This is a genomic window from Achromobacter pulmonis (assembly GCF_021733725.1).
Taxonomy (GTDB): Bacteria; Pseudomonadota; Gammaproteobacteria; order Burkholderiales; family Burkholderiaceae_B; genus Achromobacter; species Achromobacter pulmonis.
On record NZ_JAIFOT010000001.1, the window covers coordinates 3,231,535 to 3,245,638 of the forward strand.

Annotated in this window: 13 protein-coding genes and 1 pseudogene; 9 read left to right on the plus strand and 5 right to left on the minus strand. The window is 61.6% G+C overall.

Annotated elements, in window-relative coordinates:
• Positions 1–105 precede the first annotated feature (105 nt).
• A complete protein-coding gene (locus K2W61_RS14930; protein ID WP_236755934.1) occupies positions 106–897 on the plus strand; it encodes an IclR family transcriptional regulator in 792 nt (263 codons plus the stop codon).
• Here K2W61_RS14930 and K2W61_RS14935 read toward each other — a convergent pair.
• Together K2W61_RS14935 and K2W61_RS14940 are read right to left on the minus strand one after the other, a co-directional pair.
• Positions 874–2,037 carry a CaiB/BaiF CoA transferase family protein gene (locus K2W61_RS14935; RefSeq protein ID WP_236755935.1) on the minus strand — a complete coding sequence of 388 codons (1,164 nt, stop codon included), beginning with the start codon at positions 2,035–2,037 and terminating at the stop codon, positions 874–876. The two genes, K2W61_RS14930 and K2W61_RS14935, sit on opposite strands and share 24 nt — an antisense overlap.
• Before the next feature lie 14 nt (positions 2,038–2,051).
• Complete coding sequence (locus K2W61_RS14940) at positions 2,052–2,495, minus strand: PaaI family thioesterase (RefSeq protein WP_236755936.1); 444 nt, start codon at positions 2,493–2,495, stop codon at positions 2,052–2,054.
• Positions 2,496–2,701: 206 nt separating this feature from the next.
• On the opposite strand from K2W61_RS14940, the pseudogene K2W61_RS27885 reads away from it, so the two are divergent.
• Positions 2,702–2,899, plus strand: a pseudogene (locus tag K2W61_RS27885) (GMC family oxidoreductase N-terminal domain-containing protein); the annotation flags it as partial.
• Positions 2,900–2,925: 26 nt separating this feature from the next.
• Complete coding sequence (locus tag K2W61_RS27890; protein WP_419761602.1) at positions 2,926–3,231, plus strand: GMC family oxidoreductase N-terminal domain-containing protein; 306 nt, start codon at positions 2,926–2,928, stop codon at positions 3,229–3,231.
• Positions 3,232–3,693: 462 nt separating this feature from the next.
• Here the strand turns inward: K2W61_RS27890 and K2W61_RS14950 are convergent, their stop codons facing one another.
• A complete protein-coding gene (locus tag K2W61_RS14950) occupies positions 3,694–4,782 on the minus strand; it encodes an ISL3 family transposase (RefSeq protein ID WP_236755938.1) in 1,089 nt (362 codons plus the stop codon).
• Between the two features lie 177 nt (positions 4,783–4,959).
• On the opposite strand from K2W61_RS14950, the gene K2W61_RS14955 reads away from it, so the two are divergent.
• On the plus strand, positions 4,960–6,534 hold the full coding sequence (locus tag K2W61_RS14955; RefSeq protein WP_236755940.1) for a sigma-54 interaction domain-containing protein: 1,575 nt from the start codon (positions 4,960–4,962) through the stop codon (positions 6,532–6,534).
• Positions 6,485–6,619, plus strand: a complete 135-nt coding sequence (locus tag K2W61_RS14960; protein ID WP_236755941.1) for a helix-turn-helix domain-containing protein — start codon at positions 6,485–6,487, stop codon at positions 6,617–6,619. The genes K2W61_RS14955 and K2W61_RS14960 overlap by 50 nt, the downstream gene beginning before the upstream one ends.
• A 513-nt stretch (positions 6,620–7,132) precedes the next feature.
• Here the strand turns inward: K2W61_RS14960 and K2W61_RS14965 are convergent.
• On the minus strand, positions 7,133–8,212 hold the full coding sequence (locus tag K2W61_RS14965; protein WP_236755942.1) for an IS110 family RNA-guided transposase: 1,080 nt from the start codon (positions 8,210–8,212) through the stop codon (positions 7,133–7,135).
• Positions 8,209–8,403 (minus strand): hypothetical protein, encoded by a 195-nt coding sequence (locus K2W61_RS14970; protein ID WP_236755943.1) that lies wholly within the window; start codon positions 8,401–8,403, stop codon positions 8,209–8,211. Before K2W61_RS14970 ends, K2W61_RS14965 begins: the two co-directional genes overlap by 4 nt.
• 332 nt (positions 8,404–8,735) lie before the next feature.
• On the opposite strand from K2W61_RS14970, the gene K2W61_RS14975 reads away from it, so the two are divergent.
• From K2W61_RS14975 to K2W61_RS14990, 4 genes are read left to right on the plus strand one after another with little or no spacing between them, the layout of a single operon-like run.
• Entirely contained in the window at positions 8,736–10,112 is a 1,377-nt protein-coding gene (locus K2W61_RS14975) for an acyclic terpene utilization AtuA family protein (protein WP_236755944.1), read from the plus strand.
• 11 nt (positions 10,113–10,123) lie between these two features.
• A complete protein-coding gene (locus K2W61_RS14980; protein ID WP_012248146.1) occupies positions 10,124–10,441 on the plus strand; it encodes an AtuA-related protein in 318 nt (105 codons plus the stop codon).
• Between the two features lie 32 nt (positions 10,442–10,473).
• A complete protein-coding gene (locus K2W61_RS14985; RefSeq protein ID WP_236755945.1) occupies positions 10,474–12,078 on the plus strand; it encodes a carboxyl transferase domain-containing protein in 1,605 nt (534 codons plus the stop codon).
• A 3-nt stretch (positions 12,079–12,081) separates the two neighbouring features.
• On the plus strand, positions 12,082–14,097 hold the full coding sequence (locus K2W61_RS14990; protein ID WP_236755947.1) for an acetyl/propionyl/methylcrotonyl-CoA carboxylase subunit alpha: 2,016 nt from the start codon (positions 12,082–12,084) through the stop codon (positions 14,095–14,097).
• The last annotated feature ends 7 nt before the right edge of the window (positions 14,098–14,104 follow it).

The window sequence follows — 14,104 nt, forward strand, 5'->3', positions numbered from 1 at the left end:
CATTTCTCATCGTTGCGCCGGTTCAAGCGGCGCCGTGTTTACAGGTATCATTCGGGAATATGAACGCAGTGCATGCACATTGCTCCAGGCTGATCCGACCCATACATGAAAACCCGATCTGAAACGAGTCCCGCTACTGCCGAGCCCCGCTCCCTGCTGCGGATTTTGGGCATCTTTGAGGTGCTGGCGCGCGGAACTGGCGGCGCCACGCTCGCGGAACTGAGCAGCGAGCTCGAGGCCCCGAAGAGCAGCCTGCTCTTGCTGCTGCGGCCTTTGGTGGCCCATAAGTACCTGATGCACGCGGCCGGGCGCTACGAGCTGGGGCCGTCCATTTTCCAGTTGTCGGCCGAGGTGCTGGCCAGCGCGGGCGTCACCAAGATCCTGCGGCCCTATGTCGAGGAATTGGCGGCGCGCTGCGAGGAAAGCGTGTTCCTGGCGCTGATCGACAAGGACGCGAAGACGGTTACCTATATCGACGGTATCGACAGCAAGCAACCTGTCCGGTACTCGGTGCCGATCGGCACGAAACGGCCGCTGCACGTGTCGGCTGCGGGCAAGCTGTTGTTTGCGTTTCAGGACCAGGCTTGGCAAAAGAAATACCTCAGGACCGCCAAATTCAAGCCCATGACGGGCAAGCCCCTGCCGGACAAGGAGGCATTCGAGTGCCAGCTGCATGAAATACGCGCCTCCGGAATTGCGGTGAGTATGGGTGAGGCGGTTGCGGGCGCGTCGGGCATTGCCGCGCCGATCATCAAGGCTGACGGTACCGCCAGCTACGCGCTGATGATTGCGGCACCCAGCGACCGTTTCGTACAGTCGTTGCCCGCCTTGCGGCAGCTGCTGCAGGAAGTGGCCGCGGGAGCCTCTGCAACCTTACGGCATATGCCCGGCAACTGAGACTTCCTCAAGTTGGCTGCACCATCGTGTCTGTTCGGCGGGCGATAACCATCCGGCCAGCGCCGCTTCGATCGTGCTGGCGCTGGCGGCCTCGGGCGGCGTCGGCTTTGCGGTGGCCGTGCGCGAGAAGCGCGGGGCAGGCGCAGGCTGCATGACGCCGTCGACCTCGATAAAGACCTTCCGCTCCCGCATATGAGGGTGGTCGGCGGCCTGGTCTAGCGATAGCACCGGCGCCACGCATACGTCCGTGGTACCTAGCAGCTCGCACCATTGCTCCTGCGTCTTCTTCCTGAATGCGTCGGCGAGGATGGATTTGGCTAGCGGCCATCCGTCGCGGTCGGCCTGGCGGCCGAGCGATTCACGGTCCAGGCCCATAAGTTCGAGCAGCTTGTCGTGAAACTTACGTTCCAGCGGTGCTACGGAAACCCACTTGCCATCTGCGCATTCGTACACATCATAGAAGTATGCGCCGGAGTCCAGCATGTTGTGGCCACGTTTGTTGTTCCAGAGCCCGGCCGCATGCAGGCCGAACAGGGCGGTCGCGAGCGATGCGGTGCCGTCCACGATGGCAGCATCGACGACTTGGCCCAGTCCTGACCGGGTTGCTTCGACGATGGCGGCGAGGACGCCCAAGGCCAGGTACAGCGCGCCGCCGCCGAAGTCTCCCACCAGATTCAGGGGCGGGGTTGGCGGCTGGCCGTCGCGGCCCATGGCGTGCAGCACACCGGTCAAACCGATGTAATTGAGATCATGACCGGCAACCTGGGCCAGCGGCCCAGTCTGGCCCCAGCCCGTCATCCGGCCGTATACCAGCCGTGGATTGCGCGCCATGCAAGCGTCGGGGCCTAATCCTAGGCGTTCCATCACACCGGGCCGGAAGCCCTCGATCAAGGCGTCAGCGCTTTCGACGAGACGCATCACTAAGTCCTGCGCCGCGGAGCTCTTGAGGTCCAGTGTGATGGCTTTACGGTTGCGCAATAGTAAGTTGAACTTGAGAGGACGCGGGATGCCCAGTAATGGAGGGGCTGGTCGGTCGATGCGAATCACGGTAGCGCCCAAATCCGCCAATAACATGGCAGCCATTGGACAAGGTCCTATGCCTGCGAATTCGATGATCTTAATGCCGTGCAGTGGACCCATGGTCGCCTCCATCTTCATGCGATTGAATTTTTCTTTGGTTCAACACCTTGTCGTGTTGGCACTCGGTACAAACCACGTCCACTTGCGACCAGCTCCCCTGACATATCGAATACGCGCGCATGTGCTACTGCAATGCGAGCGCCAAGGTGAATGACCTTCCCCTCCACACGCAAGTCACCGGGCCCCGCCATCTGATGGTAGTCAACGTGAAGATCTATGGTTGGCACCGGTGCGCCGACCTTCAAGGCGACCGCATAGTCCGCCCCTGCATCTATCAACGTCGCAAGGATGCCGCCGTGCGTTGAACGCACGTCTGGATTGGAAATGAGTTCTTCTCGCCATTTAATTCCGAGCAAGACGCCATAGTCATCTGCACTTATTACGTGCATGCCGAGCCAACGGTTCAGGGGACTACGATCGACGAGCCGGCTCACCGCCAAAGTTGCGATAGAACTCATTGAAATCTCTTGCTACTTTCAGCCGTAGGAATCTGAAACTGTGCTAACCATTAAAAATGTTGTTCATTTATATGAACGTCATTCATAAATATACGCATAATACTGCTCGCTTGTCAATTTGGGGGCGCATTGTCCTGGCATTTCTTGATGGTGTGCTGTGAGGATGCGGGCCCGCACATGAATGGGCGTACAAATTTTGGCCGCGAGGGCGCGTCTGGAGGGGGGCGTCGTCGGTTAATGGGATGATCTGGGTACATGGAGACCCAAATGAGTATGATTTGTGGCGCGACGAGCGCGGGCTGGAGGAATGGGGCTGCGACGACGTAAAGCCTGTGTTCCACACCATTGAGAGCTACGTATCCGGGGGCATGCACAGCGCGGTTGCAGGGGGCCGGCAATGGTGAGCGAGTTTTCGCCGCACCACCCTTCGATGAACGCTTTCCTCGGGGCATGCGAAAGCTCGGGACTCCCGCGCACCTCCGATTACAATGGCCCCCGTTACGAAGGCGCGGATTACTTGCAATTCAACAGGCGGCATGGACGGCGCTGGAATACTCGCGAAGCCTACCTGCGCCTGCTCGTGCTTAGTGGCGGGATGGAGCTTCGCAGTTATGCCCTAGTGCTGCGCGTGCTGTTCAAGGGACACGTGGTCGGCGTCCAATACTGGCAAGATGGTGATCTCCGAACAGTCCGATGTCGCCGAGAGGTGATCTTGAGCGCGGGTGCGCTTCAATAGCCCCAGCTGTTCGAACTCTCGGGCATTGGCGACACTTCCCGTTAGCGACAGCACAGCATTCCGGTCGTGCACCATCTGCCGGCCGTGGGTGGAAATCTGCACGACCACCTGCACACGCGCGAGAACTTCGAGGTTCGCAACATGCCCACGCTTAACAACAGCATGCGCAACCGATTTTGCAAGACGATTATGGCAATGCGCTTGTGATGCTACGTGCCAATGGGCTCATGAGCTGCTCGGCCCAGATTATCCACGCGCTCGCGAAACGACGACCCGAGGAACCGATGCCCGACGTGACGCTGCCGCTGCATTGGTTTTCCAGCCCGGACGCGCGCGGCCCGAACGGGTACTGATCTATGATTGTCCCGGCATCTGAGTGGTACCTTCCTGTTAAGTGTTGGTTTGCACTGAAAACTGACCCGGCGTTTGCGTCGAAAGCTGATCCAGCCCTAATTATTTGGTTCATTGAGCATTACCGGGGAAGGCGGCGCGGATTTTGAGGAAGAAGTATTCCTGGTCTCGGTAACCGTAGGCCCGCCGCTTGATGACCTTGATGGTGTTGTTGATGCCCTCAACGATGCTGGTGTTTAGACGATGCCGGCATCTGGCCAGGATGCCATGTAGATAGCTTTTCAGACGCTGAGCGAAGGTGTTCAAGGGGGCTATTCCGCTTTGCTCGGCCTGCTCGCACCAGTGGTGCCAGGCTTGTTTTGCCCAGGCAGGTCGTCGGTAGAACCAGAGCCGCTTGAGTTCGTCTCGCAGGACATAGACAGTCAGCAGTGGCTGGTTGGCTTGCAGCAATTCATCGAGCCGGACGGCCTGCTGCTGGTCTAGGTTGTCGCGGTTGCGCAAAAGCAGCCAGCGGCTCGATTTGATGACCCTGCGCGCAGGGCGATCCTGGCGCAGTTGGTTGGCCTGGTCCACGCGCACCCGATCAATGACCTCTCGTCCGTACTTGGCCACGACATGGAACAAGTCATAGACGATCTCTGCCTGGGGGCAGTGGGTCTGGATCTCTAACTCGTAGGCCGTAGTCATGTCGATGGCCACGGCCTTGATGCGTTGGGCGACCCCGCTCGGCAATTGCTCGAAGAACGCGCGAGCCGTCTCGCGTGAGCGTCCTGGGCCGATCCACAGCACCTGCCTGCTGATCGGATCGACGACTACCGTCAGGCTGTCATAGTCCAGTCCAAGCTTGCGCTGCACGCGGGGCACCATGTTCAGCACCAGCACATCGCTTTGCGCCAGCAAACCATCGAGGACTTCGCGCCCTTCGGGCTGAGACACGTCCAGCGTGAGGCTGTGCTTGTTGCGGTTGACGCTGAGGTACCAGAGCGAGACGTCCTGCAAAAAGGGCGGTCCCCAGGCGCGCGTGTCGTCTCCGGCGCCGGGCTTTTCCACTTTGAGCACGGTCGCGCCCAGATCGGCGAGCAGTTGCGTCGCGTACGGACCGGCAATCGAGGTCGTGAGATCCAGGACGCGCAACGGCGCCAGCAGTTCCAGGCCGCCTTTTTCCGGGTCCGCGTAGGGCAGGTGTTCTTGCGGTGTCATCAGTCATCCATGGTGGAAGTTACGTGGATGACATCAAGCAAGTTTCGTGCCATCTTATAAAAAAAGGGAGCGCTGCCGGGCGGGCTGGCCACGCCTATGGATACGTCCGGAAGCGGCGGGTGTCCTCGCCGCAACCACTTTCCCAAGAACACGAAATCACTCGGAGACACAGGCGTCATGGAAAACGAGATGCGCGGCGTCGTGGTGCTGGACGCCAGCGGCGAGGTGCGCTTTGCCTCGGGGATCGGCTCCGACTCCCGACTGCTGCGTGACCTGTCCAAGCGCTGGGCGGCGCGCACCGTACGGCCGATCCCTTCCTGCTTCGCGCTCGAGCACCTGGACGAGCCGCTCAGCGTGCTGCATGTGGCTACGCCCGAGGCGGCGTGCTTCCTGGTCGCCAGTCACGACGACGCAGACCCTCTGTTCAAGTTTGTGGCCAGCGTCGACTTCGCCTGCGATATCCTGCGGCATCTCATCACTAATCCGTACGGCGCGATCAATGTGGTCGATGCGCAAGGCACCTTGCGCTACATGAGTCCGGTACACGAAAAGTTCTTCAAGTTGTCGCGCGGCGAAGGCGTGGGCCGGCCCGCGCGCGAGGTCATCGAGAACACGCGACTCGACACCGTGCTGCGCAGCGGCAAGGCCGAGATCGGCCAAACCCAGGAGATGCACGGCACCACGCGCGTCGTGAGCCGCACGCCCATCTTTGATCGCCAGCGCCGCTTGGTCGGCGCCATCGGCCAGGTCATGTTCAAGAGCCCGGACGCGCTGCAGAAGATGAGCGCCGAGATTTCCCGGCTGCGTAAGGAGGTGAACTTCTACAGGCGTGAGCTATCCAGTATGGATCAGCCGAATCGCGGCCTGGATTCGATCATCGGCGACAGCGAACCGGTGGCGCAGCTGAAGGAACAGATCGTCAAGATCGCGCCCTTGGACGTACCCGTGTTGCTGCTGGGCGAAAGCGGCGTGGGCAAGGACGTGGTGGCGCATGCCATCCATATGCTGGGTCCGCGTGCCAGCGATCCGATGGTGGTCATCAACGCGGCGGCGCTGCCTGTTTCCCTGGTTGAAAGCGAACTCTTCGGCTACGAGAGTGGCGCGTTCACGGGCGCGGACCGCAAGGGCAGGCCTGGAAAGTTTGAACAGGCCGATGGCGGGTCGCTGTTCCTGGACGAGATTGGCGACATGCCGCTGGAAGTGCAGGTAAAGCTGTTGCGGACCTTGCAGGACGGCACATTCCAGCGTGTAGGAGGCGAATCGCTGCACCGCTCGAACTTTCGCCTCATCTCGGCCAGCAACCGCGACTTCCACCAAATGCTGGACAGCGGTGCCTTCCGCCTTGACCTGTTTTACCGCATCAGCGCAGTCACCTTGCGCCAGCCCTCATTGCGTGAGCGCCTCGAGGATATTCCCATGCTGGCGGGTGCCTTCCTAAAGCAGTTCGCGGATCGGCACGGCCTGCCCGTCAAGGAGATTGAGCCGGCTGCGCTGCGCTTCCTGCAGTCTCTGCCTTGGCCAGGCAACGTGCGCCAGTTGCAGCACGCCATCGAACGCGCCGCCATTTTCTGCGACGACGATGCGATCCGGGGGGGCGGATTTCGAGATGGCGGGCGAGGCGCGCGGCGCCTATCACCTGGATACCGTGCGCGTGGCCATGGTGGCGCCGCGCGACGGCTCGATGAAGGAGGTCAAGGACCGCATGGAGGCAGATCTCATCGTGGAGTATCTACAGCGATTTCACGGCAATAAGAAGAAGGTTGCGGAAGCGCTGGGAATTTCGCGATCCTATCTATACAAGCGGCTGGCAGAGATCAACGAACAACCGGACAAGTAATTGTTCGCCTGGACATCCTAGGGATAGCCACCTACCGCATGGGGAGTTGATCGTTTCATCCTCTAGCCAATAGGGGAGGAGCGCCGCTAACCGCATTCACACCAGTTGGGATGGTGGCAACTAGAACTTTCGCAAGGCGACGAAATCTGCAATGTAGCTGCAGAAGGCAGTTGTGAAGTTGTTGACGCCATCCTTCCAAAAGAGTCGCGCGCGCCCTCGTCGTAAAAATGGATAGTGGGACGTTGGCACGCCCTTTGCTTGAAGATCTGATCTCATCAATGTAAGAGGCGAATATGGCAACTATTGCGGGGAAGAACGAAAGAATAGATAGTCGCCCACTCGCGGGAATTCGAGTGTTGGATATGACATGAATCGCCCCGGGGCGATTCTGTTTGGGGACGGGTCCCCGCTCCATGATGAGAGTCGCGCCCGACAAACCTCAAAAGAGCCTCAGCATCCAGGCGCTGGATTTTTTGCCAGGTTTCTTGCCAAGCCGTTGAGCCGTTTATGTCTTCACGTACTCGCGTCGCAAAACCAGGAAGTGACGGCGTAAAACGGTGATGAAGGTCGGGTTGCGCTAACGGCTTGCTCACTTCGGTAGTTTGTTCCGTTGGCGAGGATGGCCCAGGCTATCCTCGCCAATTTGTTGGCCAGCGCGCAAGCCACCACGTTCGAGTGGCGCCTTGCCAGCAGCTCGCGCACCCAGACGCCCAGCCGATCCGTGCGCCGCTCCACGCGTTGTATGATCGCTCGTGCGCCCTGCACCTGTAGCCGCCTGAGATTCTTGTCGCCACGCTTGCTGATTCCCAGCAGCTTAGGCGTACCGCCGGTGCTGTATTGGCGTGGCACAAGACCCACAGAGGCGGTGAACTGGCGTGCCGAACCGAATTGCTGCGCATCGCCCAATTCTGTCATCAGCACGCTCGCGGTGATCGGCCCGATGCCGGGGATCTCCAGGAGCTGCTGGCTGCGTTCATCCTCGCGCAGTTGCTGGCACAACTCGCGCTCGATTTGGCCGATCTGCTCGTTCAGGTACTTGAAGTGCGACTGCAGCCGTTCAAGCAGTGCCGCCAGTCGGGGCGGCAGCTCTTGCTCGGCCGACACTGCGGGCAGGCGCCGCAGGATCGCCTGGCCGCGCGGCAGGCGGATGCCGAACTCCAGCAAAAAAGCGTGGACCTGGTTGATCACGCCGGTGCGCTCGCGCAGCAGCGACCCTCGGACGCGGTGCAGCGTCGAAACGGTCTGCTGAGCCTCGTTGCGCACGCACACGAACCGCATGCTCGGGCGCGAGGCGGCTTCGCAGATCGCCTGCGCATCGGCAAAGTCCTTCTTGTTGCCCTGCACGAAAGGGCGCACGAACTGGGGGGAGATCAGCTTGGGTTGGTGGCCTAGCGCCTGGATGCGGCGCGCCATCCAATGGGCTCCTGCGCAGGCCTCCATCACCACCGTGCTGCACGGGGTATTGCCCAGCAACGTAAACACTTGCTGGCGAGAGCACATCTTGCGAAACACCATCCTGCCCGCAGAATCCTGCCCGTGCAGATGGAAGCTATGCTTGCCCAGATCGATGCCAATCAGCGTGACGGTGCTCATGAGAGGTCTCCCAGGAAGAACAATCCCCACTCAGCGTACCGCTTCGTGGGGATCGGGCTGACCATCTCATTAGAGCCGGCAGCGGCCACAACTAGCAGGATCGTCATCGACACCAGTTGCTGCTGCCAGCTGCCCAGTCCGGCCAGGGCATTCGCCAGTTCGTGAATAGCCGCTACGACGCTCTCGTCCATGTCACCTCCCGTTGGATGGAAAGAGTCTAGTTGAGCCTCGCGTGTCGAGGGGTTCCGCGTGAGCCCATACATTGCGCCTATCGGTTCGAGCGTTATGCCGACCCGTTGCCCCAGCCATTAGTCGTTCGTCGTCGCGAGCCCCCAGTCGGCCATTGAGATCCTGTGCACGGAACGACGGCCGCCGGCACATCGCGACTTCACTCAGTCAAATGATCCACGGGCACTTGTAAAGCGCAACCCTGTTCAGCGCTTGACGATCTTCAATATCGACATATAAAATGAAATTCAAATGATCAAAACAAAATTAGAGCAAAGGAAATAGGAGGCTGGGGATGGTCAAACGTGTAAGGCTTGGTGCGGGCTCGGGATTTTGGGGTGACGCTCAAGATCCGGCACAAGAGCTGTTGGAGCGAGGCAATCTGGATTACCTGTGCTTCGACTACTTGGCTGAATTGACGATGGCGCTATTGCAGCGGCAGAAGCTGAAAAGGCCGGATGCGGGCTACGTGCCGGATGCTGTTCAGACCATGATCAATCTTTTGCCCCGCGCTACCGCCGTAGGAACGAAATTGATTTCCAATGGCGGCGGGGTGAATCCTAGAGCTGCGGCCCAGCGCATCGCCGAAGGCGCGCGCCAAGCGGGACTTGCTGGCACGCGCATCGCACTGATTGAAGGCGACGACATGCTGGATAAGCTCGACGACCTGATGGGGCAGGGGGTGCCACTCCGCAATATGGATACCGGCGACGAAAACTTCGCGGCGATCCGCGACCGCGTCGTTTGCGCCAATGTCTATACCGACAGTTCGGGCATCACTGCGGGTCTGGAAGGCGACGCGGATGTGGTGATCGCCGGACGCGTGTCGGACAACGCGCTTTACGTCGGGCCGCTCGCCCACGAGTTCGGTTGGCGCCGCGACACCGCCCACATCGACCGTTACGCTGCTGCGGTGACACTGGGCCACATCGTCGAATGCGCGGCAGGCTGCTCGGGCGGGATGTCTTCCCGGTTCGCGGAGATGCAGCACATGGGGCGAGCAGGATTTCCCATTCTTGAAGTGGGCGCGGATGCCGAGGCCATCGTCACCAAGCTGTCGGGCACTGGCGGCCGTGTCGATGAATGGACGATCAAGGAGCATCTGGTCTACGAGGTGGGCGATCCGCGCCGCTATCTTATGCCCGACGCCGTGGCAGATTTCACTTCCCTGAAACTGATCGATGAGGGAGAGGACCGCGTACGCGTCAGCGGCGTGCGCGGTGAAGCAGCGCCCGACCTGTGGAAGTTGGTGGTCGGTTACCAAGACGGGTGGATCGGCGAGACCATGGCGTTTTTCCCCTGGCCATACGCCTATGACCGCGCCGTAAAGGCGCGCGAAACCATGCTCGAACGTTTCGAGCGCATGGGACTGGCCGCCGAACAGATTCACTTCGATTTTGTTGGACTCAACACCTTGCATGGTCCCGCCGCCACCTTTCCGGGCCGCGAACAGGCCAACGAACTGCCCGAAGTCGGGCTGCGTTGCGCGGTGCGTACACGCACGGCCGAAGAGGCCGACAAGGTGCGCCGCGCGGGTACGAACCTTTGGATCATGGGTCCGGGTGGCACGTCCTTCGGCACCCCAATGAAACCGCGCCCCGTCATCTCCCTGTGGCCGACGCTGATCCCGCGGGCCGCCGTCGAACAGAAAACCGAAATCCTGAAGGCCTAAGGAGGGCTCTAATGACGCTTCAAGTGAAAGACATCGCCTATGTGCGCTCCGGTGACAAAGGGGACGTGTGCAGCGTGGGACTGGTGGCCCGAGGGCAGCATGAGTACGCGCAACTGCTCGCGAGCGTAAAGCCTGCCGACGTCAAGGCGCTCTACGGCGATTGGGTCCAGGGCGAGGTGGAGTGCCACCCCATGGACAACATCGGCGCCATGATGGTGATCATGCGCCATGCACTGGGAGGCGGGGCAACGCGCACCTTGCGGTTGGATCAGACGGGCAAGTCGCTGGGGCATGCGCTTTTGCGCCTGCCCGTGCGTGATCCGAGCTGAATTCCTGTAATCCCACCGACGGTATTCAACAAATGGCTATTCTTTCTTCCCGCCCTGGGCCGGGCAGCCCGGACTTCGCCGCGAATTCGGTGGCGTATGAAGCATTGCGCGCGCCGCTGCTCGCAGCAAGAGAACGAGTGATTGCTGGCGGCGGCGAACGCGCACGCCAAGCGCATCTGGCACGCGGCAAGCTGCTACCGCGCGAGCGTATCAATACGCTGCTGGATCCCGGCACGCCGTTCCTGGAGGTCGGCCAGTTAGCTGCCGATGGCGCGTACGATGGCCAGTCGCCGGGAGCCGGGATCATTACTGGTGTCGGCATTGTGTCCGGCCGGGCCTGCATGATCATGGCCAACGATGCGACGGCCAAGGGTGGAACGTACTACCCGCTGACCATCAAGAAGCAGGTGCGCGCCCAGGCCATTGCACGGGAGAACGGCTTGCCCTGCGTCTATCTGGTGGATTCGGGAGGTGCCTTTCTGCCTTTGCAAGGCGACATATTTCCGGACGAGCAGCACTTCGGCAAGATCTTCCGCAATATTGCCGAGATGTCGGCCCTTGGGCTTAAACAAATCGCGGCGGTGCTGGGCGCTTGCACTGCCGGCGGCGCCTACATCCCAGCAATGTGCGACGAAACCGTGATCGTCGACAAGGCGGGCATGATCTACCTGGGCGGACCGCAGCTGGTGCAGGCCGCTACTGGCGAAGTGGTTGACGCCCAGGAGCTTGGGGGGGCGGACACGCACACCCGCATGTCCGGCGTGGCCGACCATTTTGCGAATGATGAGTTGCACGCACTCGACCTGGTGCGCGGCATTCTTGCACGCTGCAAGACCCCGGCGTTGGCATCGCCGCCCCGTCCCAGCCGGCCGCCCCGTTACGAAGCGGCGGAATTGCCTGGGCTCATTCCCGCCAATCCCAAGCAAGCGATGCCGATGCGGGACGTGCTGGCGCGCTTGCTGGATAGCAGCGAACTGGTGCAGTACCGCGAACGCTATGGCACCAGCCTTATTTGCGGCACCGGCGCCATCGGCGGTTATCCGGTGGGCGTGCTCGCCAACGACGGCGTGCTTCTCGGCCAGAGTGCCCAGAAAGCGGCCAACTTCATCGAACTGTGCTGCCAGGAAAACATTCCGCTCGTATTCCTGCACAACATCAGTGGCTTTATGGTGGGAGTGCAGTACGAGCAGGGTGGTATTGCGAAGGATGGGGCCAAGATGGTCAACGCGGTTTCCACGGCCCGGGTGCCCAAGTTCAGCGTCATTGTCGGCGGCAGTTACGGGGCGGGCGCGTATGCCATGTGCGGACGAGCATTCGGACCCCGGTTCATGGCCATGTGGCCCAATGCCAGGACTTCCGTGATGGGGGGGGAGCAAGCCGCCACCGTCCTTGCGCTGGTGCGTGCCGAGCAACTTGCTCGCCAGGGTAGAGAATTCAGCGCTGAGGAAGTTGAGGCCTACAAGGCGCCAATCCGCGATACCTATGGCGCCGAAAGCACGGCCCTGAACGCGGCATCGCGCTTGTGGGTCGATAGCGTGATCGAGCCCGCCGATACCCGTGACTGGCTGACGCTGGGGCTGGCACTGGCGGCCGCTGGACCGCAAGAACCCACGCGCTTCGGCGTATTCAGGATGTAGCCCATGTTTAAGAGAATCCTTATCGCAAACCGGGGCGAGATCGCCCGCCGCATCGCGCTCACCTGCCAAAGGCTGGGCATCGAATACGTTGCAGTGCATTCCATTGCTGATGTTGGTGCGGCGCATCTGCGCGGCGCCATCCAAACCGTCTGCCTGGGTACGGGGGCAGCCGCAGACAGCTACTTGAATGCTGGGAAACTGCTCCAGGCAGCGCGCGATACCGGTTGCGAGGCGGTGCATCCGGGCTACGGCTTTCTCTCCGAAAACAGTGAGTTCGCGGCAAGCGTGGAGTCAGCAGGCATGGCGTTCATCGGTCCGTCGCCCGGCACGATCGCGGCGTTGGGAGACAAGGCGAGGGCGAAGGCGCTGATGCGCGCGGCAGGGGTGCCGGTCGTGCCGGGCACCGACGAGGCCAGCGACAACCCCGCCACCTTAGCAGCATTGGCGCGGGCAATTGAACTGCCTATCCTGCTCAAACCCTCCGCCGGCGGCGGGGGCAAGGGCATGCAGATCATTACCCACTACGAGGACCTGCCAGGGATTATTGAGTCGGCCATCCGCCTCGCGCGCAGCAGCTTTGGCGACGGCCGGATGATTGTAGAGCGGTACATCGAGGAACCACGCCATATTGAGGTGCAGGTGTTCGGCGATGGCCGCGGAAACGTGGTGCACCTGTTCGAGCGGGAATGCTCGTTGCAGCGTCGACATCAAAAGGTCGTGGAGGAGGCGCCCGCACCGCACCTTCCAGAGCGCGCCCGTCAACGTCTGCTGGAGGCTGCCGTGCAGGGCGCCCGCAGCCTGGACTATCGCAACGCCGGCACCTTCGAGTTCATCATGGACCGGGACTTCAACTGCTACTTCCTGGAGGTGAACACCCGCCTGCAGGTAGAGCATCCGGTCACCGAGGCGATTACCGGCTTGGACCTCGTTGAATGGCAGTTGCGCGTGGCGGCGGGCCAGTCCCTGCCCCTGGCGCAATCCGAAATCGCCTGCCACGGGCATGCCATCGAAGCGAGAATCTACGCGGAAGACCCGGCTCAGGACTTTCGTCCTTCGCCCGGTGCCGTGGTGCACGCTCGCTGGCCATCTGCCCTGCGTGTGGATGCCGCGCTGGATGTATCGGGCGACGTTCCGCCTTTCTATGACCCGATGGTTGCCAAGATCATCGCGAGTGCTGCCGACCGTTCGGCCGCGCTTGCCGCTTTGAAGTCGGGCCTGGGCCAGACTGCCTTGCTAGGTGTCGCCAGCAACCTCGGCTACCTGCTGCGCCTGCTCGACGACCCGGGCGTATTGGGCGGGCGCGTGCACACCCGCTACCTGGACGAGCATAAATCGCTGCAAACGCCATGCAGCCGTCTGGCTGCCGCAGCAGTCTGCGCCGCGCTGCCCTTGCCCGTGCAGTTCGTGGCCACCTCGCCCTGGCATGCCGGCGCGGTTTGCGGCGCGATGGACCGGGTGTTCCTGGACGCTGGCGCGCCCTTGGGGCGCGTGCGTTTCCTGCTGGATGCCGAGCCGGAATCGGTGGCGCTTCATGCCGTGGTTCGGACCGATGTGCGCGCGGGCGACGACCAGAAAATCTGGAACGTGTCGCGCGATGCGTCCGGTCTGGGCGGCGTGGTGGGCAGGTGGCGCTGGGACGCCTGCGTCGCGGCCGAAGGGTGGCATCTGCAGGTTGCGGGCGACCATTACTCGGTGCGACCGCTTCTCAGCGAGGGCGACGCCGGCGCTCAGGACGCCAGCGGGGCTACGGCGCCAATGTCCGGCGTCATCGCAGCCGTGGCAGTGCAACCGGGAGACCGGGTGACCCACGGCGACGTCCTCGCTGTGATCGAGGCCATGAAGATGGAATATTCGATCGTTGCCGATGTCGAGGGGACTGTAGCAAATCTGCGCTACGGAGTCGGCGACAGCGTGCGCGAGGGCGAACTCATTGCCGACATCGTCCAGGACGACGCCATGGCGGGCGCTGGGACAAGGCAAATCGACGAACCGAAGTTTCAGGCTGGCAACAGCCGCTAGTACTGAG